The sequence below is a fragment of the Agrobacterium sp. BT-220-3 genome (genome assembly GCF_025910175.1).
Lineage (GTDB): Bacteria > Pseudomonadota > Alphaproteobacteria > Rhizobiales > Rhizobiaceae > Agrobacterium > Agrobacterium oryzihabitans.
Genome location: NZ_JAPAIX010000003.1, coordinates 236,243 through 259,930, shown reverse-complemented (window position 1 = coordinate 259,930; position 23,688 = coordinate 236,243). Strand labels below are relative to the sequence as shown.

The window sequence follows — 23,688 nt, the reverse complement described above, 5'->3', positions numbered from 1 at the left end:
CCTGTCCGTTTGAAAGAATTCGTTGAGGAGCCTTTTGCGGAAAGGGCCGGGCAAGGTCAAGCCCGTGGGCCGATTTGGGCGGGCAAAGCCCTGCGAATGGTGCGGAATTTCGCGCGGATGCGGCGCCGGGGTTGTCGATGCTGCGGTTGCGGCGCAATATGTATCGGTCGAGCAACCGATCTTTCGTCATCAACGGGGATTTTCCCCATGGGCTACAATTGAGTGACAATCACGGGCGACAATGATGAGTGACAGTCCTGTCGATCTCAAACCGAAACCGAAAGTCAAACCCAAGCTGGAACGGCCGAAACTTTACAAGGTCATCCTGCTGAATGACGATTATACGCCACGCGAATTCGTGACCGTGGTGCTGAAGGCCGTGTTCCGCATGAGCGAGGACACCGGCCATCGCGTGATGATGACGGCGCATCGTTTCGGCAGCGCGGTCGTCGTGGTCTGCGAGCGCGATATTGCCGAGACCAAGGCCAAGGAGGCGACCGATCTTGGCAAGGAGGCGGGCTTTCCGCTGATGTTTACCACGGAGCCGGAGGAGTGAACTCTTTTATGGCGCAGCGGCAGGCTGATGTGTTCCCTGTTCACCGCACTCCCGGTCGATCCTCATTCCTGTGCTTGTCACAGGAATCCAGCCAGCCCAAGTCTTTGGGCTGAAAAGAGTCGCCCCACCGCACAGACGTGCGTCGACTGGATTCCTGTGACAAGCACAGGAATGAGGGAGTGAGAAGCAATTGCAGGTCAATTAATATGCAGTGCTACGGCCTAGTCCTGCCGCACCTGAAAGCCCGTCTTGTTCTGCACAAAGCCGCAGCTTTCGTAAAAGGCCTGAACCTCGGGACGCTGGCGACCGGTCAGCAGCATTACCTTGTAGCAATTTGCGGCAAAGGCCACCTCGATGGCATGGCGTACGACCGCGCGGCCATATCCCCGGCCGCGATGGCTCGCCAATGTCACCACATTTTCGATGAGGGCATAGGGGCGGGCGGAGCGCGTCAGGTTCGGAACCACCAGAAGCGTGGCCGTCGCGACGGGTTCTCCGCCCTCCGTCGCCAGAAACACGGTGAGGCCGGGTTGGCCGAGCATTGCGGTGAAAGCGGCTCTTGCCTCTTGTGCCGTCAATTGCGGGTCAGACGGATTGAGCGCCTGGTAAAGTTCAAGCAGGCCGGGCAGATCGGCGGAGCCGGCTTCGCGCAGGACGACGGTTGCTGAAGACATGAGAAACCTAGTCCTTCTTGCCGAACATCCGCTTCAGCATTTCGGCCATGGGTCCGGTTTCAGGCAGCTTTTTCGGCTGGGCGTTGTTGCGTGCCTGATGGATGTGGGATTGCGCGGCGGGCTTGGCAGCCTTCGCCGGTTTTTCCGCTTCCGGCTTGCTGCCGGTGGCAAGCGCCAGCTTGTTCATTAGCTGGGAATCCTCTGATTTCACCAGCATGGCGGCGTTGTCGGCGATGGCGTCCAGCAGCGGCTCCAGCCAGACCCGGTCGGACTTGGCAAAATCGCCGAGCACATGGCCATGCACGCGCTCCTTGTCGCCGGGATGGCCAATGCCGAGACGCAGACGGCGGTATTCCTTGCCGCAATGGGCATCGAGCGACTTCAGGCCGTTATGGCCGCCATGGCCACCACCCGTCTTGATGCGCGCGCGGCCGGCGGGGAGATCGAGTTCGTCATGGATGGCGATGATTTCCGCCGGGGTGAGCTTGAAGAAGCGCATGGCCTCGCCGACGGATTCGCCGGAAAGGTTCATATAGGTGAGCGGCTTCATCAGCAGGACCTTTTCGCCGCCAATCTCGCCTTCGGAAATCTCCGCCTTGAACTTTCTCGCCCAGGGCGAGAAGGAGGGCAGGCGCTGCAGCGCATCGACGGCCATGAAACCGATATTGTGGCGGTTTCCCGCATATTGCGAGCCGGGATTACCGAGTCCTGCGATGATCTTCATGGAGCATGTCCGCGTTTTGCCTGACGATGCTGTTGTCACCACCCCGAAATCGGTCGGCTGTCAATCATTTTATGAGTTTATGGAGACACTGAAAGGTGTTCAGGGGCTGACGAGTTTGTAGCGGTCGAATATGCGCTGTTGTGTTCCATCGGCGATCAGCCTGTCCAGCCGGGCCTGCAATTTCGCAATGACCGCGTCGGGTACGCTTTTGTTGCAGGCAAGACCCAGCTGCTGGCGCGTGAAGGTTATCACTTCCTTGAATGTGTCGGCGGGCAGGCTTTTGAAGGTGCTCTCCGACATGGGCATCAGGTCGATTCTTCCCGCCCTCAGCTTGTGAAGCGTGATCTGGAAGTCCGCACCGACATCCACCTGCGGGAAACCGAGCCTTTCCAGAAGGGCTTCGGTATAGTCGCCGCGCTGGGTGCCGACCCGGTATTTCTTGGCGTCCTCAAGGCTTGAAACATCGATATCCGCCTCGCGACGCGCCACGAGGATGTTGCGGTCGCTGTGGATCGGCGAGACCCATTTGAAGAGCTTTTCGCGTTCGGCGGTTCTTGCCGTGGCGAAGACGCAATGCATGGGCTGCGTCGTCGCCATGGCGATTGCCCGCGCCCAGGGCATGACGGTGACCTCGTAGTCGGTGCCGCTTTCCTCAAGCACGATCTTGAGCTGTTCAATATAGACGCCCCGTACGCTGCCGTCGCTCGCCTGCAGATTGTAGGGCGGGTAGACCTCGGTCGTCAGGAAAAGCTTGGCCGCACAGGCCGGATTAGCGAAAGCAAGAAAGACCAGACAAAAGCGGATCAATCCCATCATCGCTCCCACCGGCTCACGCTTGCCGCGCCACGGGGCGGCTTGCTTCCGAAGCCGCGTCCAATGCGTCCATCAGTCTTTCGATGGGTTGCGGGCGTGCAAAGAGATAGCCCTGTCCGTAATCCGCACCGATCTCCGTCAGAAGTTCCTTCTGCTCTGCCGTCTCGACGCCCTCGGCAATGACTGCGCAGTTCATCTTGTGGGAAATGGCGGCAATGCCCTCGACCAGCATGCGGTTGCGCTGCCTTATCTCAATCGCGTCGTCGCAGATGGAGCGGGTGAAGGACTGGTCGATCTTGACGATATCGACCGGAAAACGGCTGAGATAGCTGAGCGAGGAATAACCCGTGCCGAAATCGTCCAGCGCGATGCGGCAGCCTAGCTGATGAATGGCGTTGAGGATCGCCCGGATTTGCGGGTCGTCCTTCATGATGACGGCTTCGGTTATCTCGATGACCAGCCGTTTGGGAAGAATGCCGTGTCGATGCAGCACGCCGGCGATCCGCGTCGGCAATCCCGGTTCGAACTGCAGCGGCGAAAAATTCACCGCCACATAGGTGTGCTCCATGCCGGGCAGGAGCGACAACCTGGCAAGATTGGCAATCGACTGATCGAGGATGATATTGCCGATGCGATTGATGGTGCCGTTTTCTTCCGCAAGGCTGATGATGGCGGCGGGGGAGAGCAGACCTTTTTCCGGATGGTTGAGACGCAAAAGCGCCTCGAAACCGGCCGTCCTGCCGCTTGCAAGATCCTGAATAGGCTGGAAATACGCCTCGAACCAGTTTTCGGAAAGCGCCTGCGCGATATCCCGTTCCAGCTCCGCATGTTCGCGTGCCCGGTCCATGATCGAACTGTCGAAAATCTGTGAGCCGTTCCTGCCCGTTCTTTTGCGGCTATACATGGCCATGTCGGCATTCTGCAGCAGTTCGGAGGCACTGGAGGCGTGCAGAGGGTAGATCGCCATGCCGATGCTGGCGCTGAGACGGATGCTGTTGTTTTCGATCTCGAAGGGCGTGTCCAGCATGGTGCAGATGCGCTCGCAGAATTGCAGGGCGCGCTCTTCCACCTTGTCGCCGGCAAGCAGAATGGCGAATTCATCGCCGCCCAGACGTGACGCGCTGTCCAGCGGCGTCAGCAGGGGTTCGAGTTTCATCGTGAATTCGCGGAGTACCGCATCGCCCGCCGCATGGCCGAGATTGTCGTTGATGGCCTTGAACCGGTCGAGGTCGATGAACAGGCACGCCAGTTCGCTGCCGTTTTTGTCCGCGTCGCGGATCTGCAGATCGAGGATTGCCTCGAAGCCCTGGCGATTGAAAAGACCGGTCAGATGGTCGGAAATGGCCTGCTGACGGTTACGTTTCTCCGACTGGCGCAGTTCGGTCACATCCGTCATGACGCAGAGGCAGGTGCTCTGCTGCGTGGCATCGCCGGAATCGAGGGCTTTTTCGAGGATGAGGGCGTCCATGGCATCGCCATCCATGCAATGGAAGCGAACGGTGATGCCCGTATGCGGCGCGTCCGGCGACTGCTGGGCTGCCTTGCGCCTCTGGAACAGGGGGCGATCATCCGGGTGGATGAGATCGACGAAATTCAGGCCGAGTATTTTCGCCCGGTCGTAACCGGTCGCCTGCACCCAGTAGTCGCTGACGGCGGCAATCCGGTCGTGCCTGTCGAGCGAGAACAGCATGGCGGGCGTGCGGTTGTAGATTTCGGTCTTCCGCTCATGGGCGTTCTTGATCTCCAGCTCTTCCTTTTCGAGCTGGGTCTGCATCTCGTTGAAGCTTTTCGCCAGCCGACCGATCTCGTCCTTGGACCGCCAGTCGACATGGTGGCGCGAGCCTAGACGTCGTGTCGCCTCTATGGCGGCCGTGAGTCGCATAAGCGGGCGGATGACCATGAAACGGTTGCCGGCGATGGCCGCAAGAACCATGGTGACAATGGCGAGGATGAAAATCGTGATGAAGGACAATTCGGTGCGGCTGAGGGATGTCAGCAGGCTGACGTCGTCATAATAGATCGTCAGTTGCCCGACCGTAACGGACCCCTTCGTGGTCTTGTAGGTCACTTCGCGTATCGTCGACGAGGCATCCTGAATGATGTCGCTGCCGGCTGTCTGGACGATATCGAGCTGGCCGGAGGTATCCTTGACCTCGACCATCTTGATCATGGGGTCGGAAACGAGGGTTCCGGTAATCTGGTTTATCGTGTCGTCGTCGAGATCCCATAGAGGACGGGCAAGCGCCTGAGAATTTGTCGACAGCAGGATTTCAAGATGATTACGCTGGCTGCGAACGGCCTCATGATAGGAGAGCGTGAGCAAAAGCGTGAATAGCGGAGCGACCACTGTAAGAAGTGCGCCGGAAACAATCGCGATGAAGCGGCTTTCGACGGAATGAGCCATGTTCGACTGCAGTTACCCTTTGCCCCTGAATTGCTGCGTCCCGTTTTTCCACCCGTCCGGTGGTTTTACGAAAACGCAGGGGCATCGTTTCATGGAATTGTTAATCGACGCTGAAACAGGCCCGGCATCATGTGCGGGGCAGAAGGGTTTCTGTCTTTAAAGTTCATAAAAACTAAAAAGCCCGTTCCGAAAACGGAACGGGCTTCAATATTCAAAGCTGTCGGGCCTTGCGGCCGCCGATTATTCCTCGGAAGCTTCTTCGGTCGTTTCTTCTGCAACGCCGCCAGCCGGAGCGACGATCGTTGCGATCGTGAAGTCACGGTCAGCGATGACAGGCGTGATGTTCTTCGGCAGCTTCACATTCGAAATGTGAACGTTGTCGCCGATCTTCAGGCCAGCGAGATCAACCGTGATGAACTCCGGAATGTCGTTGGCCGGGCAGTGGAATTCCACCGTGTGGCGAACGATGTTCAGAACGCCGCCGATCTTGATGTCCGACTTTTCTTCGTTGACGAAGTGAACCGGAACTTCAACGTTGACGAGCGTGTTGCCCGAAACGCGCAGGAAGTCGACATGCATGGTGAAGTCGCGGACCGGATCAAGCTGGTAGTCCTTCGGGAGAACCTTGATCTTCTTGCCGTCGACGTCGATGATCGCAACCGTCGTCATGAAACCGCCGGCGTGGATACGCTTGGTGACTTCGTTGGTCGACAGGGCGATGGAAATGGGGGCCTGCTTGTCACCATAGATGACAGCGGGAATCAAACCGTTGCGGCGAAGTTCACGAGAGGACCCCTTACCAACTCGTTCGCGCGCCTCGGCCTTGAGCTCATACGATTCTTTGCTCATGGCAATTCCTTTCGAGGTTATATGGAGAGTTCACGCCAAACAGAGCGGCCTGAACTGGAGAGGCTTGAAAGCCATCCCGCCCGCGTTGCCTCCAAGGGTGTCTACACGGGTGCGGGCGCTATAATACAAACGGGACATAAAGACAAGGGCCGCGTCTTCACCGGAATATCATGCTTTGATTTAATTAGATTATTCTAATTCAAGCATGTGGTGAAAGTTTTAATCTATGCTTATCCATGCATATAAACCGGCTGCAAACTTGGCAAATGATAAAGCGTTCCGGAATTCCAATTGTGTAGATGACAATGCTCAAAGTTCTGCAATGCCTCGCCGTCGATCACGACTATCGATATACCGCCGCAGCGGTCTTCGTCTGCATGCTCGGAAGCTTCGTTACAATGCGTCTTTTTTCGAGGGCGCGTCTGGCAACGGGGGTACAGAAGATCAACTGGCTGTTTCTGGCGGGTGTGAATGGCGGCGCGGCGATATGGACGACCCATTTCGTGGCGATGCTGGGTTATGTCGCTGCCGGTGACGTGGGTTACGACCCCTATCTGACGGGGCTGTCGCTGCTCATCGCCATTGTGACCACGACCGCCGGTTTCGGCATTTCCGCCTATGGCGGGCGTAGCGTGCTGGTGGAAGCGGGCGGGATGATACTCGGTCTTGGCATTGCCGCCATGCATTATACCGGCATGGCTGCCTACAATGTTCAGGGCATGATTTTCTGGAGCCAGGCCTATGTCATCGCCTCGCTGGTGCTGGGTGCGGTGCTGGGCGCTGTCGCGATCAATCGTGTCGCCCGCCCGGTCAACTGGTTCTGCCAGTACAGCGCGGTCACCTTCCTCATCCTCGCCATCGCCTCGATGCATTATACCGGCATGGCCTCGATGTCGTTCGCGTTTGATCCGCGCATCGTTATTTCGGAAAATCTTCTGCCGCCGGCCGTCATGGGCGGGGGGGCCATTGCAGTCACGCTGCTGTTACTGGCGCTCGGACTTTCCACCTATGTCATCGATGCCCAGTCCACCCAGCAGGCTGTTGCCCGCTATCGCCACCTTTCGCTGCATGATCCGCTGACGGGCATTCCCAACCGGGCGGCCTTTATCGAGCATCTCAATCGCCGCACGCGTCATGTTTCCATGGGTGCGCATACCGCACTTCTGTCGATCGATCTCGATCGTTTCAAGGAGATCAACGACGTGCATGGTCATGCGGCGGGCGATGCCGTGCTGCGCGCCATTGCCGACCGGGCGAGTTCCGTCCTGAAAGCCGGAGAATTTCTGGCGCGCATGGGCGGCGACGAGTTCGTGGCGATGACCCATTCCTATTATACCCGCGCCGACGGTGCGGAATTTGCGCAACGTCTGATCGAGCAGATCAGCAGGCCGGTCGAATGGAGCGGGCAGACATTCTGCGTGGGTGCGAGCGTTGGCATATCGGTGCGCAATACCAGCGCCATTGACGCCGATACGCTGATGGCGCAGGCCGACGTCGCCATGTACCGCGCAAAAAGCGGGACGTCGGATACGATCTGCTTTTACGACAAATCCATGGATGAGGCCGCCCGCGAGCGCAACGTCCTTGCGATCGCCATGCGCAGCGGCCTCGCCAATAACGAATTCGAGCTTTATTATCAGCAGCAGAACGACACCAGAAGCGGCAGCATTGTCGGTTTCGAGGCGCTTTTGCGCTGGAACCGACCGGAGCGCGGCATGGTATCACCTGCCGAATTCATTCCGATCGCCGAGCAGACCGGATTCATCGTAGACCTGGGCGAATGGGTTCTGCGGGAAGCCTGCGCGCAGGCGGCTCTCTGGAAGAAATCGCTTTCCATTGCCGTCAATGTCGCGCCGCAGCAGCTTGCGGACAATGATTTCCCCGAAAAGGTCGAGAGAATTCTCGTTGATACGGGGCTTGCGCCGGAAAGGCTCGAACTGGAAATCACGGAAGGCAGCATTATCGCCGACCATCGCCACGCGCTCGTCACCATCCGCAAACTCAAGGCGCTCGGCGTCAAGATCGCCATGGATGACTACGGCACAGGCTATTCTTCCCTGTCCACCCTGCAAAGCTTCCCTTTCGACAAGATCAAGATCGACCGTGCCTTCATCGATGGCCTGTCGACCAACGTGCAGTCGGAGGCAATTGTCCGCTCGACGCTCATTCTCGCGCACAGCCTCAATATCCCGGTGCTGGCGGAAGGGGTGGAGACCAAGGCCCATATCGAATTCCTGCGTCGCGAAGGTTGCCTGCAAGTGCAGGGCTTCTTCTTTGGCCGGCCGAGGCCTTTGACCTCTATCGCCAATCTCGTTGACGACACCTTCCTGACGGTGGATGACGAGCCGGAAATCGCAGCCGGCCGGCGTTACTTCAAGGCTGTCTGATCGTCCGGCGCAGCCCGCGGTTGCGCCGGGGAGTAACGGTCGCGAAGTTTTTAGTTGAAACGTGAACGCTTCCAGCGCACCATCGCCGAAAAGCTTTGGGAGGAGCGAATGCCGACAGACATCGCCCATGCAGAACGCGTGTATGAGACCGCGCGACAGCGTTCCGCAGCCGCAAGTTCACCGATTATCGCTTCATGGCGCCGTTGCATGGTCAAGCATCGTCTTGCGCCCGAAGAAAATCGCAAGCCCATCTTCTTGAGCGAGTTCGAATTTCGCCGCGCCCGCGAAAGTGCAGCCGGCCTGATTGCCGAAAGCACTGATGAACTCGACCGTATTTTTCACAGCGTCGGCAAGTCCGGCTGCTGCCTGCTTTTGACCGATGCGCAGGGCGTTGCGCTGGAACGCCGGGGTGCCGCCGGCGACGACCGTGATTTTCGCGCGCTCGGCCTCTGGTCCGGCGCTGTCTGGAGCGAGGCGAGCGTCGGCACCAACGGTATCGGCACGGCGCTCGTCGACGAGCGCTCGGTGGTGGTCTATCGCGATCAGCACTTCTTCACATCGAATACCGAGCTTTGCTGCACCACCGCACCTATCCGCGACCATACCGGCAGAGTGACGGGCGCGCTCGATATTTCCACGTGCCGTGACGACATCAACGAGATGACCTTCTCCTTCGTCACCCAGGCGGTGAGGGATGCGGCACAACGCATCGAGGGCAATCTTTTCCGCCGAGCCTTTCCCGGTGCGCGCATCGTCGTGGTGCCGACGAGCTTTGGTGCTGCCCTTTCGCTGCTTGCCGTGGATCAGGACGATCTCGTTCTAGGGGCAACACGTGCGGCACGTCTTGCGCTGAAGCTCGATGATCATGCCATCGCGCAAGGGGTACCTGCCGCCGATATTTTGCAGGAACAGCGCCACGACGGCGGTTCCGACCTTGCGGAAGCGGAGCGTTCGGCGTTGCGCCGCGTTCTTTCGCGCACGAATGGCAATGTCACGCAGGCCGCATCCCTGCTCGGCATCAGCCGGGCCACACTTCACCGCAAGATGAAGAAGCTTGCCGTGCATTGAGAGTGCAGAACCCTTGAAATAGAGGGCTCTGGCCGAATTCGAGCATCATTTCAGGCGAAAAACGGCTCGATTGGCTGCCAGACCGATCTGTCGCGCGGGTTTGTCGCAGATGTGAGACAATGTGCGATGCGGAACCACGCCGCCCCACTACCCGCCGTTGCCATCTAGGCCCACCTTCCTCCCATGCGGTCCGTCGCGGACCGTTTTCATCAGGGAGGATGAAATCATGAATATTCAGGTTCAGCAGAAAGCCGGCGAAGCGCCCTTCAAGCTGAAATACGGCAACTACATCGGCGGCAAGTGGGTGGAGCCGAAATCCGGCCGCTACATGGACAATCTTTCACCGGTGACGGGTCACAAGATCTGCGAGGTTCCGCGTTCCGATGCGGCCGATATCGAGCTAGCACTGGATGCGGCCCACAAGGCACGCGAAAAATGGGGCAAGACGAGCGTAACGGAACGCTCCAACATCCTGCTCAGGATCGCCCAGCGCATCGAGGACAATCTCGACCTCATCGCGCGGGCCGAAACCTGGGATAACGGCAAGCCGCTGCGTGAAACCACCAATGCGGATATTCCGCTGACGATCGATCATTTCCGTTATTTCGCGGGCTGCATCCGCGCACAGGAAGGCACGATCGGTGAAATCGACAACGACACGGTTGCCTATCATTTCCATGAACCGCTCGGCGTTGTCGGCCAGATCATACCGTGGAACTTCCCGATCCTGATGGCCGCCTGGAAACTCGCGCCCGCTCTTGCCGCCGGCAATTGCGTCGTGCTGAAGCCGGCCGAACAGACGCCTGCCTCCATTCTGGTCGTCATGGAGCTTATCGAAGATCTCCTGCCGCCCGGCGTTCTCAACATCGTCAACGGTACCGGCCTTGAAGCCGGCAAGCCGCTGGCGCAGAGCAATCGCATCGCCAAGATCGCCTTCACCGGCTCTACCTCGGTCGGCAAGGAAATCATGCGTTATGCGGCTGACAACGTCACCAACATCACGCTGGAGCTGGGCGGCAAATCGCCAAACATCTTCTTTGCCGATGTGATGAACGAAGACGATGCCTTCCTCGACAAGGCGCTCGAAGGTTTCGCCTTCTTCGCGCTCAACCAGGGCGAGGTCTGCACATGCCCGTCACGTGCGCTGGTGCATGAATCGATCTACGACCGCTTCATGGAAAAGGCCATCAAGCGCGTTCAGGCCATCAGCCAGGACGACCCGCTCAATCCGTCGACCATGCTTGGCGCACAGGCCTCGCAGGAACAGTTCGACAAGATCATGAGCTATCTCGATATCGGCAAGAAGGAAGGTGCCAAGGTTCTGACCGGCGGCGACCGCAAGACGCTCACGGGCGACCTGAAGGATGGCTATTACATCCAGCCGACGGTGTTCGAAGGCAACAACAAGATGCGGATTTTCCAGGAGGAAATCTTCGGCCCGGTTGTTTCCGTCACCACCTTCAAGACGGTGGAGGAAGCGCTCGAAATCGCCAATGACACGGTTTACGGTCTGGGTGCAGGCGTGTGGAGCCGCGATACCAATGTCGCCTATCGGGCGGGCAGGGGCATCGAGGCGGGCCGCGTGTGGACCAATTGCTATCACGTCTATCCGGCGGGTGCCGCTTTCGGCGGTTACAAGCAGTCGGGCATCGGTCGTGAGACCCACAAGATGATGCTCGATCACTACCAGCAGACCAAGAACCTGCTCGTATCCTACAGCCCGAACAAGGTCGGCTTCTTCTGAGTTCCTCCCCGGAAGCCGGCGACGGATCATCATGATCAAGCCGGCGTGTTCCCAGGGGCTTCGGCCCCTGGGAGCCCGGATCGGGTTTTCAGGCAAAATAAAAGGCCGGAGGTTTTGCCTCCGGCCTTTTTGATGACGGGGAGCGGAAAACTTCTCCTCCGTCATCCTCGCTCTTTTTGTGCCGATCAGGCCGCGTAGCGCTGGTCCCGCTGTCGGGCTTCACCCACCGAGAATTGTCCCACCTGCTCGGTCAGGCCATCCGCCTCGTTCGCCAGCGAGAAGGCCGCAGCCGTCGTTTCCTCAACCATGGCCGCATTCTGCTGGGTCACATGGTCGAGTTCGTTGACGGAGGCATTGATTTCGCTAAGGCGGCCGGACTGCTCGCGCGACGCGGTGGCGATTTCGCCGATCTGGTCGTTGACCGACTGGATGCGCTTCTGGATCTGCTCGAGGCTTTCGCCGGTCTTTAGCACCAGCGCCACGCCGCTTTCCACGTCGCCTGCGGACGTGGCGATCAGCGTCGTGATGTCACGCGCGGCGGCCGCCGATTTCTGGGCGAGTTCGCGCACTTCCTGCGCCACCACCGCAAAGCCCTTTCCGGCTTCGCCGGCGCGGGCGGCTTCCACACCGGCATTCAGCGCCAAAAGATTGGTCTGGAAGGCGATCTGGTCGATGACGTCGATGATCTGGCGGATCTTCGCCGACGACGTTTCGATGCGCTCCATGGCGACGATCGCTTCTTTCACGACGGCCGTGGATTTATGGGCGTCCTGCATCGTGCCCGCCGTTGCCTCGACGGCGACGTTGCAGCGTGAGAGGGAGACATTGACGGCCTGCGTCATGTCTCCGAGTGCGGCAGCCGCCTCCTCAAGTGCCGCAGCCTGGCGTTCCGTGCGCCGCGACAGATCTTCCGATGCGCTTTTCAGCTCACCGGAGCCGGAGCGGATGGCATTGGCGCTCTCGCCGATGCTGGAGATCGTTGCATCCAGCCCCGCGATGGAGTTGTTGAAGTCGATGCGCAGATGGTCGAGCGACGGCACGAAGGACTTTTCGATGCGCAGATCGAGCCTGCCGGCCGCAAGATTGGCAAGACCGGTTGCAAGGGCGTCGACGGCCTCTTCCAGCTCCTGAGCGCTTCTGGCCTTTTCCATTTCACGCTGGGCGCGTTCTTCGTCCAGTTCCTCGCTCTTGCGATGGGACTCGGCTTCCATGTGCTGCTTGTCGAGAATGCCCTGGCGGAAGGATTCCAGCGCGCGGGCCATGGTGCCGATCTCGTCGCCGCGGGAAACCGCCTTGATCTCGATATCGTTTTCACCGCCGTTCAGACGTTCCATCAGCCCGGCAAGGCCGGTCAGCGGCTTGGTCAGGCTGGCGGAAACGAAAATACCGATGAGCGTCATGATGGCAAGGACCGCCAGTGTCGCAAGCGTTGCCCAGAAGGCCAGATCGTTGGCGGCGGCGAGAACCTTGCTCTCCTGCTGGCCGATCGCGAGAAGATGCTTCTGTCCGAAGACGGAGACCGGGCGATAGGCGTAAAAGATGTTGCCGGCAGGCGTCTGCGCCATAACCGTTCCGGCTTCGCTGGTGTTCGAAAGGGCCACGAGGCTTTCGGAAACGGCGGCATCCGTCCCGCCCGAGAGCACGCCCGCCCTGAGTTTGCCCTCGGCGCTCAGAAGAACGGCGTCGTCGATGGACTTGCCTGTCTCCTCGGGCGTCACCACCGCGCCAATGCGGTCGGGCGAAATGCGCATGATGACAGCGCCCTTGCGCTGCAGCTGGCCCCAGTTCGAGACCGCGAGCGGCATGCCGATCATGGCCGAATCATTGCCACTGCTGAACCCGGTGTTGCTGACGACGCCGTCCTTGCCGGCTTCGATGCGATCGAACAATTCCTTGATCGCGCTGTTTTGCGGTTCCGTCACATTGGTCAGGAAGTTTTTGCCCTTGGTCACGGAATAGATAATGAGACCGGTCTTGTCGATCACATAGATGTCGCTGACCCGGGTGTTGCGCCAGACGCTGGCAATGGCCGCGTTGATCGTCGCGTGGCGGATGGCGTAGAGCAGCCGTAATCCTTCGCCGTTGAAGGAGGCGCGCTCTTCCTCGGATACGCCTTCGCGGCGGAAAGCCTGGATGATCGCATCCTTTTCCGTCGGCACGACGTTGGTCATGGTTTCCAGCGCCTGTGCGATCGCGGCATTTTGCGACAGTTCTGAAATGCTTTGTTCTACGCGCAGCGTATAGGCATCAAGCTGCTTGGACTGGTTTCCCGCAACCGTTTCGAGCCTGATTTCGCTTGCGTCGATCAGGCCAGACTTGCCCATCTCATAGGACAACAGCCCCACGGCCAGGCATGAAACCAGCGTTGCGCCCGTGACGAGCGCTGCAAATTTGGCCTTGATTGACAATGCTTTAGCTTTGACAGCAGTCGGATTTACACCCGGCATCCTGTTTCCTCCCCCCAAAAAAAACGTGGCCGCAGGTTCGCAACAATTGTTTACGGTCGCGTTAAAGCGCTTGAGAATTGTATGATTATTTCCCGCATACCGCGAGAAAATCGCCCCTCGCTGCCGCACAGTAAACCGTAATAAAACTGCAATAGAACGGGCGCATACCGTGCGAAGTTCAACGGCTGTTCATATTCATGCAAGCTTTTCGCGCTCCTTCTCCTGCCACTATCGACGATGTTTGCGGCACACGCGCAGACGGATATGACGGAGCCCCTGTGAGATCGACCCCGGATTTCGCCGTTGTCGTGCCCATGCACAATGAAGAAGCGAGCGTCGAAACGCTTGTCGCGGAGATCGTTGCGGCCTGTCAGCCCGTTGGCCGGTTTGAGATCATCGTGGTGGACGACGCCTCCTCCGACCGTACGGCGGATGTCGCACTTTCGCTTGGCGGGCGTTATCCCATGCTGCGGCTGGTCAGGCACGACCGTCAGGGCGGGCAATCGGCGGCAATCCATAGCGGTGTGCAGGCGGCGCGGGCGCCGATCATCTGCATGCTGGATGGCGACGGCCAGAACCCGCCGGACAATCTGCCGGTGCTTCTCGCGCCCCTTCTGGCCGCTGGTGCCCCGGGCCGCCTCGGACTGGTGGCCGGCCAGCGCGTCGGCCGGCGCGATACGCTTGGAAAACGTCTTTCCTCCCGCTTCGCCAATGGTTTGAGGGCGCGGATATTGAAGGACGGCACGCGGGACACCGGCTGCGGCCTCAAGGCCTTCCGTCGCGACGCCTATCTTGCCTTGCCCTATTTCGATCATCACCACCGCTATTTCCCGGCGCTGTTCAACCGCGACGGCTGGCAGGTGGCCCATGTCGACGTCACGCATCGGGCGCGCCTGCATGGCAATTCCCATTACACCAATATCGGCCGCGCGCTTGTCGGCATCCACGATCTGATCGGCGTTGCCTGGCTGTTGCGCCGGCGCAAGCGGGCAAGCTGGGCTGAAACCTTCAAAACGGAGACATCGCCGTGAATACACCGGCCTTATGGTCCATGCTGCATGTGGACAGCTGGAAGGAATTTCTCTGGGTCTGCATCGGCTTCATGGGTCAGATGCTGTTCACCATGCGGTTTCTGGTTCAATGGATTTCGTCGGAACGGGCGAACCGTTCGGTCATACCAGTGGCCTTCTGGTATTTCTCCGTTCTCGGCGGTCTGGTGCTCTTGTCCTATGCCATCTGGCGCCGTGACCCGGTTTTCGTCATGGGGCAGGCGTCCGGCCTCTTCATCTATGCCCGTAATCTCTGGTTGATCCATGCAGAACGCCGCCAGCATGCATGATGCGGCGGCGTTGCCCCATGTGCAGGCAAGCGAGCAGCGCCAGTGGATGACACTTGCGCTTGCGGCAATCGTGCTTGTGACGCTGCTGCGCATCCTTGGGCTTGCCTTCAACCGAACCGATCTTTTTGTAGATGAGGCGCAATATTGGCTATGGGGCCGGGAGATGGCCTTCGGCGCCTATTCCAAACCGCCGCTGATCGGCTGGCTCATTCGCGCCGCCAGCATTCTGGGCGGCGGCGAGGGCACCTTTCAGGTGCGGCTGGCAGCACCCGTGGTGCATGGCGCAGCAGCGGTGGCAATCCTTGCTCTCGGGCGCATGATCTATGATAGCAGGCTCGCCGCACTGGCCGCCGTCATCTATTTGACGTTGCCCGCCGTGACGCTTGGCAGCCTGCTGATCTCGACCGATACGCCGATGATGCTGTTCATCGCGCTCTCGATGATCTCAGTGCGCAAACTGGCGCTGGCACGCGCCGAAGGCAAGGCGGCGGTGCTATGGAGCGTTGCGCTCGGTCTCTGTTTCGGCCTCGGGCTGATGTCGAAATATGCGATGATCTATTTTCTGCCCTGCTTCATCGCCGCCGGCTGGCTTTGCGTGGGCTGGCGCATACGCCTGCGTGACGCCGCGATCGCCCTCGTGGTCTGTGCCGCCGTCATTGCTCCCAATCTGTGGTGGAACGCGGCGCATGATTTCATGACGGCCCGGCACACGGCCGATAATGCGAATTGGCATGGTATCCAACTGAAAATCGGTCCGGCGCTCGAGTTCTTCTTCTCGCAGGCGGGCGTTGTCGGCCCCTTCGTTTTTGTCGCCATGATCATCGCGACGTTCCGTGCGAAAACCGCCGAAGCCCGGGCTCTGGTCGCGCTGTCGGTACCGATCGTGCTGCTGATCACGGCGCAGGGGCTGATGTCGCGGGCACTCGCCAATTGGGCGGTGGGAGCCTATGCGGCGGGCGTGCTTCTGGCGGTGCCGGTGCTGGCATCCCGGCGCTGGCTCACCGTTTCCACCCTTGTGCTCGGCGGCATCGTTGCCATCGCCCTGCCCATGATGACGATTGCCGGAACGGAACTGCGTCTGCCGAGCGGCGAGTTGGCGATGAAGCGTTATCTTGGCCGCTCGGAGCTGGTGTCGACAGGCTTTGCGCGGGCGCAGGAAGCTGGTGCAGATGCCATCGTCGCTTCCGATCGTTCCATTCTGGCCGAGCTTTTTTATCAGTTGCGGGACGAGAAGCAGGTCTTGCTGCGGGCGCTGCCGGAAACCGGCGTTCCTTCCAGCCACTATGCGCTTCTTTATCCGCTGAAATCAGGCGAGGCGAAAAACCCGGTGTATTTGGCAATTGCGGATGCCCTGCCGTCCTGCCTTGCCGGCGAAACGCCGCTTTCCCGCTGGGTCGCCGGGCCGGGCTTTCTGGAGGGCAGGGAAATCGGGATCTGGCGCCTGCCGCCGCAATGCATTCCGGGGGGCGCCAATGGACAATGATCTTGCGCATATGCGGATCACGATCTGGGTGACATTCGCCACATTGGCGCTCGTCATCCTGTTTGCGACCTTCCCCTCCGTCGATCTCTGGGTTTCCTCGCTGTTTTTTTCCCCCGAGGGGCGTTTGTGGTCGGGCCGGGAGCCGCTTCCCGAATGGCTGCGCGACACATTGCGCGAGTTGACGGAACTGGCCACTCTGCTTGCCTTCATCGTCTTTATCGGCAACATCCGGCTGGGCTCCTTGCAGCGCACCGGCTGGCGCGTCTGGGCCTTCCTCTGCGGGCCTGTGGTTCTCTGCGCCGGACTGCTGGTGAACGGGGTGTTGAAAGCCAATATCGGCCGCGCGAGGCCATTCAGCGTCAGCGATTTCGGCGGGCAGCAGCTTTTCACGCCGCCTTTCCAGTTCAGCACGCAGTGTTATTCGAACTGTTCGTTTTCTTCAGGCGAAACCGCGCTCATCGCGAGTTTTTTCCTGCCGCTCTGCGTGCTTCTCTGGCACCGCCTGCAATGGCGCGGGCGTGTCGTCATGGGCGGTAGCGCTGCTGGCGCCATCATCCTCATGTCCGGCTTGCGTATCGCGGCCGGCGGGCATTTCCTCAGCGATGTGGTAATGTCGGTTCTGTTTTCCGCCCTGACGACGCTGTTTCTTTACAAGGCGCTGGCGATCTCCCGTCACCGCCAGGTGTTTACTGGCGATGCGGTCACGGCCGATGCGATCAGCCTGTGGCGCAATGGCAGCCATGCCGTGCGTGCCCGCGCCCGGCGCTGGTGGCCGAAAATCAAGGCTGCCGCCACACGCCTGCAACGGCCACCGGATGCGGGTACGGCGTCATCCTGAGCGGTGCGGAATGAATTGTGCTATCTCTGCGGGGGCCGAGATTGCTGGTAAAGTTGATAGGCTCTCTTCTCGTCATGCCGGTCTCGAACCGGCATTCAGCCATGGCGCATCTGAGCCGCGAGAAACCAGTCTTTTGCGATCAAGGACTTGATCGCGCTGGACCCCGGATTAAATCCGGGGTGACGGTGCGGATGCATTGATTTTGCAGATGCGCGAGAGAAACGCTGCTTCAGTCGAACAGGCCGGAAACCGACTGTTCCTGCGCTGTGCGGTTGATCGCTTCGCCGAGCAGACCTGCGGTGCTGACCACGCGGATATTATGCGCGGACTGGACGGCAGTGGTGGGCTGGATGCTGTCGGTGATGACGAGTTCGCGCAGCTTCGAGGAGGCCACGCGGGCAACTGCGCCGCCGGAAAGCACGCCGTGGGTGATATAGGCGGTGACGCTGGTCGCGCCCTTCTTGAGAAGTGCTTCCGCGGCATTGCAGAGCGTACCACCGGAATCGACGATGTCGTCGATGAGAATGCAATCTTTGCCGGAAACGTCACCGATGACGTTCATGACTTCGGATTCGCCCGGACGGTCACGACGCTTGTCGACGATCGCCAGCAGACAGTCGAGGCGCTTGGCCAGTGCACGGGCGCGGACAACGCCGCCGACATCGGGTGAAACGACCATGACGTTGTTGGTGTCGTAGTGGTCCTTCACGTCGCGGGCGAGGATGGGCGCTGCGAAGAGGTTGTCGGTGGGGATATCGAAGAAACCCTGAATCTGACCGGCATGGAGATCGAGCGTCAGGACGCGGTCGGCGCCGGCTTCGGTAATCAGATTGGCAACGAGCTTGGCGGAAATCGGGGTGCGGGGGCCGGCCTTGCGGTCCTGGCGGGCGTAACCGAAGTAAGGAAGCACCGCCGTGATGCGCTTTGCCGAGGAGCGGCGCATGGCATCGATCATGATGAGCAGTTCCATCAGATGATCGTTTGCCGGAAACGATGTGGACTGGACGAGAAAAACGTCCTCGCCGCGCACGTTTTCACTGATTTCTACGAAAATTTCCTGGTCAGCAAACCGCTTTACGGTGGCATTTCCCAAGGGAACGTTGAGATACTTGCAGATCGCTTCGGCAAGGTGCCGGTTCGAATTGCCTGCGAAAACCTTCATTGCGGCCGCCTGTTTCCATGCCATCGCCTTGCGCCACGGAAAAGTGTTTGCCGTAACCAAGCGTCGTTCAAGGGGAGGAACATCCGGCCGAAAAGCCTTTGCCGGATACGCCTTGTTGCCATGCGCGCCTTAATAGCGCTGTTGCTTCCGATTGCAAGAGGACTCCGCGCTTTCGCAATGATTTTCGTGAAATCTCTGTGACTTCTCCCGTCGTTTCACCTCATCCGCGTTGAGACTGCTTCCATGATGTATAGTCGTTGAGTGTTTTTGCCGCGATATCCTGCATGACCCTGTCGGTCACGGCGGCCCATGGATCGCTGCCTTTGGCTGCTACCGTTTCCTGCCCCTGCAGGCGGTGAAGCCTGACACCATTGGCATCCAGCACATCCCAGACGTAAATGACATTAACCTTGCTGCCGTCGGCGAAGGCGGAGAAATATCCCTTCAGGATGTTTTCAGCCGAATTGTCGTTGGAAGCGCGGATGGTCAGCCCCTTTGCCCGTGCCTCGGCGCCCAGCTGGCGCGAAAGCGGCGTGACGGCCTGAACGGGCGCGCCGATGATCGGCAGGAAGCGGATGGTGTTGCCGGAAGTGGCGGGGGCAAGAGCCGCCGTCTGCTGTGCCGGCTGTGGCTGGCTGGCAGGCAGGGATTGGGCGGGTGGCTGGCCTTGGCCGAGAGGCTCGCCATATTGGTTGCCGTTGGAAAGCGCCTGTGCCTGCGCCTGCAGGGAATTCTGCGGCGCATAAGCGGGCACGGAAGAGGCTGTTGCCGGAGCGCCCACAGGCGCGCGGTCGGCGGCGGCGGCCATCTGGTCGAGATCGCCCTGCGTCACCGGGCTCGATTGTGAGCCATTGTGGCCGACATCAACCTGCGGCGTCAGCGCCTCAGTCGTGTTGCAGCCCGACAGGGCCAGCACCAGCGCCGGAACGACGAGGGCTGGGAAAAAGGGGGTGAGCCGTGTCCGGCTCATGCGACGTTCCCTCTCATGTTCCGCTCCTTCTTGCCCAAGGTGGCGGCAATGTAGGGCCGGTTTTCCCGCTCTGTCAAACCCGGTGGCGATTTAAGCTGTGAGAAGATCGAGGCTATGACGCGAGAGCGGCTCCGGAGCGCCGTCCGTGGTCAGATAGGTCTGGCCGAGCGTCATGGCGGTGCCTGAATCGGAATCCATCACGATCATGTGCACGAACAGCGTCATGTCGCTGGTTATCTCCTGCGGATTGCCGGCGTGGAACATTTGGTGCTCCATCCAGGACGGGGAAAAACGTGCGCCAAGCGAATAACCGCAGGAATTCAGCCGGTGGCGGGTCAGCCCGCGTTCATCCATGACACGGGCATGTACGTCGAAGACGTCGCCGAAGGTCTTGCCCGACTGCAATACGTCCTCGATGGCGGTGAGGTTTTGCAGGCAGGCGCTGTAAAGCTCCTTCTGCCGGAAATCCTGTTCACCGATCACCACGGTGCGCATCATGGCGGCATGGTAATGGGCGCTGACACCCGCCCATTCCAGCGTCAGCTGATCCTTGTCGTCGAGCCTGCGTCGTCCGGCCTTGTAACGGCACAGCAGCGCGTCGGCCCCGGAGCCGATGATGAATTCATTGGCGGGATAATCGCCGCCGCCCGCCAGAACCGCGCCCTGCATCGCTGCAAGGATAGCGGCCTCATCCGCACCCGGCTTGATGAGTTCCAGCGCCGCATCCAGTGCCTCATCGGCCAATTGGCCGGCTCTCCTGGCATGGGCGATTTCGGCGGGACTTTTAACCAGCCGAAGCGTGCTGACCAGATAGGAGGCGTCGATCATCTGGCAGAAGCTGGCAAGCTGGTTGTCCAGCAGGCGGGCGACGCGCCCGGTCATGCCGTGGGTGTCGTATTCCACGCCGATCTTGGCACCGAGCAGGTCAAGATCGCTCAGGAGGTTTTTGAGATCGAGCGTGGGGTCGGCATTGGGCCGGTCGACCCAGACGAGAATATTTTCGATGGTAGATGTATTGCGCGCCTGGCGCAGATCCGCCGAACGGGTCAGAAGCGTCATCGAACCGTCCGACTTGACCACCAGCGTCTGGAAGAAGCAGTAGCCGAAAGTGTCGTAACCGGTCAGCCAGTACATGCTTTCCTGTGCGAAAAGCAGCACGGCGTCCAGCTTCTCTTCCGCCATCTTCGCAATCAGCCGTTCGCGGCGGGCATCGAATTCCGAGAGCTCGAAGTGCAGGGCCATTTAGTCCTCCAGAATTGCGATTGCGGAAATTTGCCGCCCGTAATCGGGCTCGGCCCGGTGGGTCGTGCGGCGGTAGGAATAGAAACGGTCTTCATCTGGATAGGTGCAGAGGCCGAGATTTTCCGCCCGCACACCCGTCTTGACCAGACGGTCAATTGTAAACTGCTTGAGGTCGAACAGTGCGTGGCCGTCTTTTTCCGAGGCGGTGAAGTAGGCAGCATAGGCGGGATCGAAATCGGTGAAGCGGGCCATATATTCCGGTCCGACCTCGTAATTGGCTTGGCTGATAGAAGGACCCAGCGATGCGGCGATGCGGTCGCGGTTCGCGCCCAGCTTTACCATGGTCTCGATGGTGTTTTCGAGCACGCCGAACAGGGCGCCCTTCCAGCCGGCATGGGCGGCCCCCACAACGCCCGCTTGCGGATCGGCAAAAAGGATCGGGCCACAATCGGCGCTCAGCACGCCAAGCACGAAGCCCGGTGTCGTCGTCACCATCGCATCGGCCTGCGGGCGGCTGCCGTCATAGCTTTCATCGACCACGAGGACATCCGGGGAATGGACCTGATGCACGGTCGCGAGACGTTCCGGCGACAGGCCGAACCATTGCGTGACGCGCCGGCGGTTTTCCTGCACCAGCTCCGGCTCGTCATGGGAGCCGAGGCCGACATTGAGACCCTGATAGAGACCTTCCGAGACGCCGCCCTGCCGGGTGAAAAAACCGTGACGGACGCGGTTTTCACTGAAGGCGGCGAGCAGGGGGCTCTGGATCGGGAGCGGCAACGTGTCGTTCTGCATAGTGCGGGAGTTCCTTGGAGAATATCGCCTTTGGCCAGTGGGATGGGTCAAGCGAGATGTTTCCTGTTGCCGCTTCGTTGCGCGGCGCGTGTGATGCAGTGTGCCTGCTTCGTGTGTCGCGGCGATGTTGGCCCAGAGGTGATTGCGCTGTCAATCCACCGCGCGAAACGGCAGGAGATGGAGCGCGGGACTTGAAACGGCGATGACCTTGAAAAGTTCCCCCATCTTGCCCGCGCCTTCGCCGGCGAGACGGTTCACGGCTTCGGCGATTTCAAGCGTCTGGTCGGGCGTCGCCTTTGCGGCCAGAGCGGCTGCCCGCTCCTTGAGGCCGAGCCCATAAAGAAAGTCGCCCTGTCTCAAGGTGCCATTGACATGCACGCCGGTTGCCTCGGCAGTCCTGACGAGACTTTCGAAATCGACATGGCTGGTGAGATCCGCTTGTCCCGGATGGGCAAGTGGCGGATCAAAGGCATGGTCGCGCATGGCCTGCAATGTGTCACCAAATCCGGCAACCAGATGGCCGTAATCGATGGCGAGCGCCGTGCCGCCATGGATCGACAGGCGCTGGCAGATCGCCGTCATGACGGCTTCGCGGGCGGGAGAAATCTCGAATATGGTACCGATCGGCTGCCGCTCTGGCAGGGGCGGCAGCAGCGTCGGATCGATGCCGGCGAGGCCTGTGGAGAAGACGAGTTCGTCATTAACATCGAGGCTGACGACGCGTTCGCGAAAACCCTGCGGCGTCCTGACGAATTGCCGGATCGGGATGGCATCGAAAAGCTCGTTTGCGACGACGAGCAGGAAGCCTTCCGGCACATCGTCGAAGCTTTCATACCATGCCAGCCGGTCGGCGTGGGCGGTAAGCGTTTCCTTCTGGATGGTGGAAAGGCGAGGGCTGGTCTCCACCAGATGGACTCGCATCGTCTCGTAGAGCGGTGGCGCTATGCGGCGGATGACGCGCAGCATGTCGGACATCATCGTGCCGCGACCGGGGCCGATTTCCACCAGTTGGGTCCCTGCGGGCGCACCATGCCGCTGCCAGGCATGAACCACGAAAACGCCGAGCATCTCGCCAAAAAGCTGGCTTACCTCCGGCGCGGTGATGAAATCACCTGAGCGGCCGAAGGGTTCGCGGCTCTTGTAATAACCGTGTTCAGGATCGGCGAGGCAAAGCGAGAAGTAATCGGTGACGCTGAGCGGACCGTTGAGCCGGATAAGGGATTTGATACGTTGCGCAAGCGGTGTCGTCATGGCAGGCCATACCGCTTAGGCGCTTATTTTCGCGCTGCGTGCGCGCAGGACTGCCCAGAGGCCCAGAAGGAACATCGGCGTGGAAAGCACCATGCCCATGGTCAGCCAGTTGCCGGCGAGATAACCGATCTGGGCGTCCGGCTCGCGGAAGAACTCCACGAAGATGCGCGAGAGCGCATAACCACAGACGAAGATGCCGGTGACGATGCCGGGTGTCTTCAGCGCCCTGAAGGCATAGATGGCGACCGCCAGAACGGCGACGAGCACGAGGCCCTCAAGGGCGGCTTCGTAAAGCTGGCTCGGGTGCCGGGCAAACGGGCCACCGGTCGGGAATACGACCGCCCACGGAACGTCGGCGATGCGGCCCCACAATTCGCCATTGATGAAATTCGCGATGCGGCCGAACAGCAGGCCGATGGGCGCGACGGCGGCAATGACGTCGAACATGCTCCAGACCGGGATGCCGTTCCTGCGGGCAAACAGGATCATGGCGATGGTCGTGCCGATGAGGCCGCCATGGAACGACATGCCGCCGTTCCATATCTCCAGCGCCCTTATGGGATTGGCGGCGACGGCGCCAAGATCGTAAAACAGGATATAGCCAATGCGCCCGCCGAGCACGATGCCGCCGGCCGCCCACAGGATGAAGTCGTCAAGATGCTGCGCGGAGATGGGCGAGGTATCATTTGGCCAGAGGCGATCCGTACGGGCAAGGCGGCGGGCATAAAACCAGCCGAGCATGATGCCGGCGACATAGGCAATGCCATACCAATGGATCGCCAGAGGCCCGATTGACAGGGCGACGGGGTCGATATTTGGAAATGGCATGATGGCTAGTTGGGTGGGAGCGGCTATCAATCCGTATATTCCGTCATCGTTGCTGGGCGGACAACAGAATGATCCATTGCCTCAAGGGGCCGGGCGATGATGCTCACCGGTCTC

General features: G+C 60.1%; 20 protein-coding genes. 8 read left to right on the top strand and 12 right to left on the bottom strand.

The window, feature by feature from the left end; all coding sequences use genetic code 11:
* Positions 1-244: 244 nt before the first annotated feature.
* Positions 245-556: an ATP-dependent Clp protease adapter ClpS gene (gene clpS, locus OK142_RS11600; protein ID WP_035242132.1), complete on the top strand. Its 312-nt coding sequence runs from the start codon at positions 245-247 to the stop codon at positions 554-556.
* Positions 557-777: 221 nt separating this feature from the next.
* Here the strand turns inward: clpS and OK142_RS11595 are convergent, their stop codons facing one another.
* The 5 genes from OK142_RS11595 to OK142_RS11575 all read right to left on the bottom strand — a co-directional run bounded on the left by OK142_RS11595 (position 778) and on the right by OK142_RS11575 (position 6,020).
* Positions 778-1,230 (bottom strand): GNAT family N-acetyltransferase, encoded by a 453-nt coding sequence (locus OK142_RS11595; RefSeq protein WP_498682848.1) that lies wholly within the window; start codon positions 1,228-1,230, stop codon positions 778-780.
* Between the two features lie 7 nt (positions 1,231-1,237).
* Positions 1,238-1,954, bottom strand: coding sequence for an aminoacyl-tRNA hydrolase (gene pth, locus OK142_RS11590; protein ID WP_498682846.1), 717 nt, complete (start codon positions 1,952-1,954; stop codon positions 1,238-1,240).
* Positions 1,955-2,053: 99 nt separating this feature from the next.
* The gene (locus tag OK142_RS11585) at positions 2,054-2,767 is read right to left on the bottom strand and encodes a substrate-binding periplasmic protein (RefSeq protein ID WP_498683229.1); all 714 of its coding nucleotides are present in this window, start codon (positions 2,765-2,767) and stop codon (positions 2,054-2,056) included.
* A gap of 16 nt (positions 2,768-2,783) precedes the next feature.
* Positions 2,784-5,171, bottom strand: a complete 2,388-nt coding sequence (locus tag OK142_RS11580; protein ID WP_498682843.1) for a putative bifunctional diguanylate cyclase/phosphodiesterase — start codon at positions 5,169-5,171, stop codon at positions 2,784-2,786.
* A gap of 240 nt (positions 5,172-5,411) precedes the next feature.
* Positions 5,412-6,020: a 50S ribosomal protein L25/general stress protein Ctc gene (locus tag OK142_RS11575; RefSeq protein WP_004430287.1), complete on the bottom strand. Its 609-nt coding sequence runs from the start codon at positions 6,018-6,020 to the stop codon at positions 5,412-5,414.
* Between the two features lie 305 nt (positions 6,021-6,325).
* On the opposite strand from OK142_RS11575, the gene OK142_RS11570 reads away from it, so the two are divergent.
* The 3 genes from OK142_RS11570 to adh all read left to right on the top strand — a co-directional run bounded on the left by OK142_RS11570 (position 6,326) and on the right by adh (position 11,219).
* Positions 6,326-8,407 carry a putative bifunctional diguanylate cyclase/phosphodiesterase gene (locus tag OK142_RS11570; RefSeq protein WP_498683226.1) on the top strand — a complete coding sequence of 694 codons (2,082 nt, stop codon included), beginning with the start codon at positions 6,326-6,328 and terminating at the stop codon, positions 8,405-8,407.
* Between the two features lie 108 nt (positions 8,408-8,515).
* On the top strand, positions 8,516-9,475 hold the full coding sequence (locus OK142_RS11565; protein ID WP_137038685.1) for a helix-turn-helix domain-containing protein: 960 nt from the start codon (positions 8,516-8,518) through the stop codon (positions 9,473-9,475).
* A gap of 226 nt (positions 9,476-9,701) precedes the next feature.
* Positions 9,702-11,219, top strand: a complete 1,518-nt coding sequence (gene adh, locus OK142_RS11560; RefSeq protein ID WP_498682841.1) for an aldehyde dehydrogenase — start codon at positions 9,702-9,704, stop codon at positions 11,217-11,219.
* A gap of 185 nt (positions 11,220-11,404) precedes the next feature.
* Here adh and OK142_RS11555 read toward each other — a convergent pair whose 3' ends face one another.
* On the bottom strand, positions 11,405-13,666 hold the full coding sequence (locus tag OK142_RS11555; protein WP_498682839.1) for a methyl-accepting chemotaxis protein: 2,262 nt from the start codon (positions 13,664-13,666) through the stop codon (positions 11,405-11,407).
* Between the two features lie 191 nt (positions 13,667-13,857).
* Here OK142_RS11555 and OK142_RS11550 point away from each other — a divergent pair, with 191 nt between their 5' ends.
* From OK142_RS11550 to OK142_RS11535, 4 genes are read left to right on the top strand one after another with little or no spacing between them, the layout of a single operon-like run.
* Positions 13,858-14,697 carry a glycosyltransferase family 2 protein gene (locus tag OK142_RS11550; protein ID WP_498683223.1) on the top strand — a complete coding sequence of 280 codons (840 nt, stop codon included), beginning with the start codon at positions 13,858-13,860 and terminating at the stop codon, positions 14,695-14,697.
* 20 nt (positions 14,698-14,717) lie between these two features.
* A complete protein-coding gene (locus OK142_RS11545) occupies positions 14,718-15,005 on the top strand; it encodes a lipid-A-disaccharide synthase N-terminal domain-containing protein (RefSeq protein ID WP_003494659.1) in 288 nt (95 codons plus the stop codon).
* On the top strand, positions 14,980-16,488 hold the full coding sequence (locus tag OK142_RS11540; protein WP_498682837.1) for an ArnT family glycosyltransferase: 1,509 nt from the start codon (positions 14,980-14,982) through the stop codon (positions 16,486-16,488). Before OK142_RS11545 ends, OK142_RS11540 begins: the two co-directional genes overlap by 26 nt.
* Positions 16,478-17,326 (top strand): phosphatase PAP2 family protein, encoded by an 849-nt coding sequence (locus tag OK142_RS11535; protein WP_003494663.1) that lies wholly within the window; start codon positions 16,478-16,480, stop codon positions 17,324-17,326. Before OK142_RS11540 ends, OK142_RS11535 begins: the two co-directional genes overlap by 11 nt.
* Before the next feature lie 229 nt (positions 17,327-17,555).
* On the opposite strand, the gene OK142_RS11530 is transcribed toward OK142_RS11535, so the two are convergent.
* The 6 genes from OK142_RS11530 to lgt all read right to left on the bottom strand — a co-directional run bounded on the left by OK142_RS11530 (position 17,556) and on the right by lgt (position 23,574).
* Positions 17,556-18,488 carry a ribose-phosphate pyrophosphokinase gene (locus tag OK142_RS11530; protein WP_035220711.1) on the bottom strand — a complete coding sequence of 311 codons (933 nt, stop codon included), beginning with the start codon at positions 18,486-18,488 and terminating at the stop codon, positions 17,556-17,558.
* A gap of 220 nt (positions 18,489-18,708) precedes the next feature.
* Complete coding sequence (locus tag OK142_RS11525; RefSeq protein WP_498682835.1) at positions 18,709-19,458, bottom strand: hypothetical protein; 750 nt, start codon at positions 19,456-19,458, stop codon at positions 18,709-18,711.
* Between the two features lie 90 nt (positions 19,459-19,548).
* Positions 19,549-20,700: a M24 family metallopeptidase gene (locus OK142_RS11520; protein ID WP_498682832.1), complete on the bottom strand. Its 1,152-nt coding sequence runs from the start codon at positions 20,698-20,700 to the stop codon at positions 19,549-19,551.
* A complete protein-coding gene (gene pgeF, locus OK142_RS11515; protein WP_498682830.1) occupies positions 20,701-21,495 on the bottom strand; it encodes a peptidoglycan editing factor PgeF in 795 nt (264 codons plus the stop codon).
* Positions 21,496-21,645: 150 nt separating this feature from the next.
* Entirely contained in the window at positions 21,646-22,746 is a 1,101-nt protein-coding gene (locus OK142_RS11510) for a class I SAM-dependent methyltransferase (protein WP_498682826.1), read from the bottom strand.
* 15 nt (positions 22,747-22,761) lie between these two features.
* Positions 22,762-23,574: a prolipoprotein diacylglyceryl transferase gene (lgt, locus tag OK142_RS11505; protein ID WP_318283592.1), complete on the bottom strand. Its 813-nt coding sequence runs from the start codon at positions 23,572-23,574 to the stop codon at positions 22,762-22,764.
* Between the last annotated feature and the right edge of the window lie 114 nt (positions 23,575-23,688).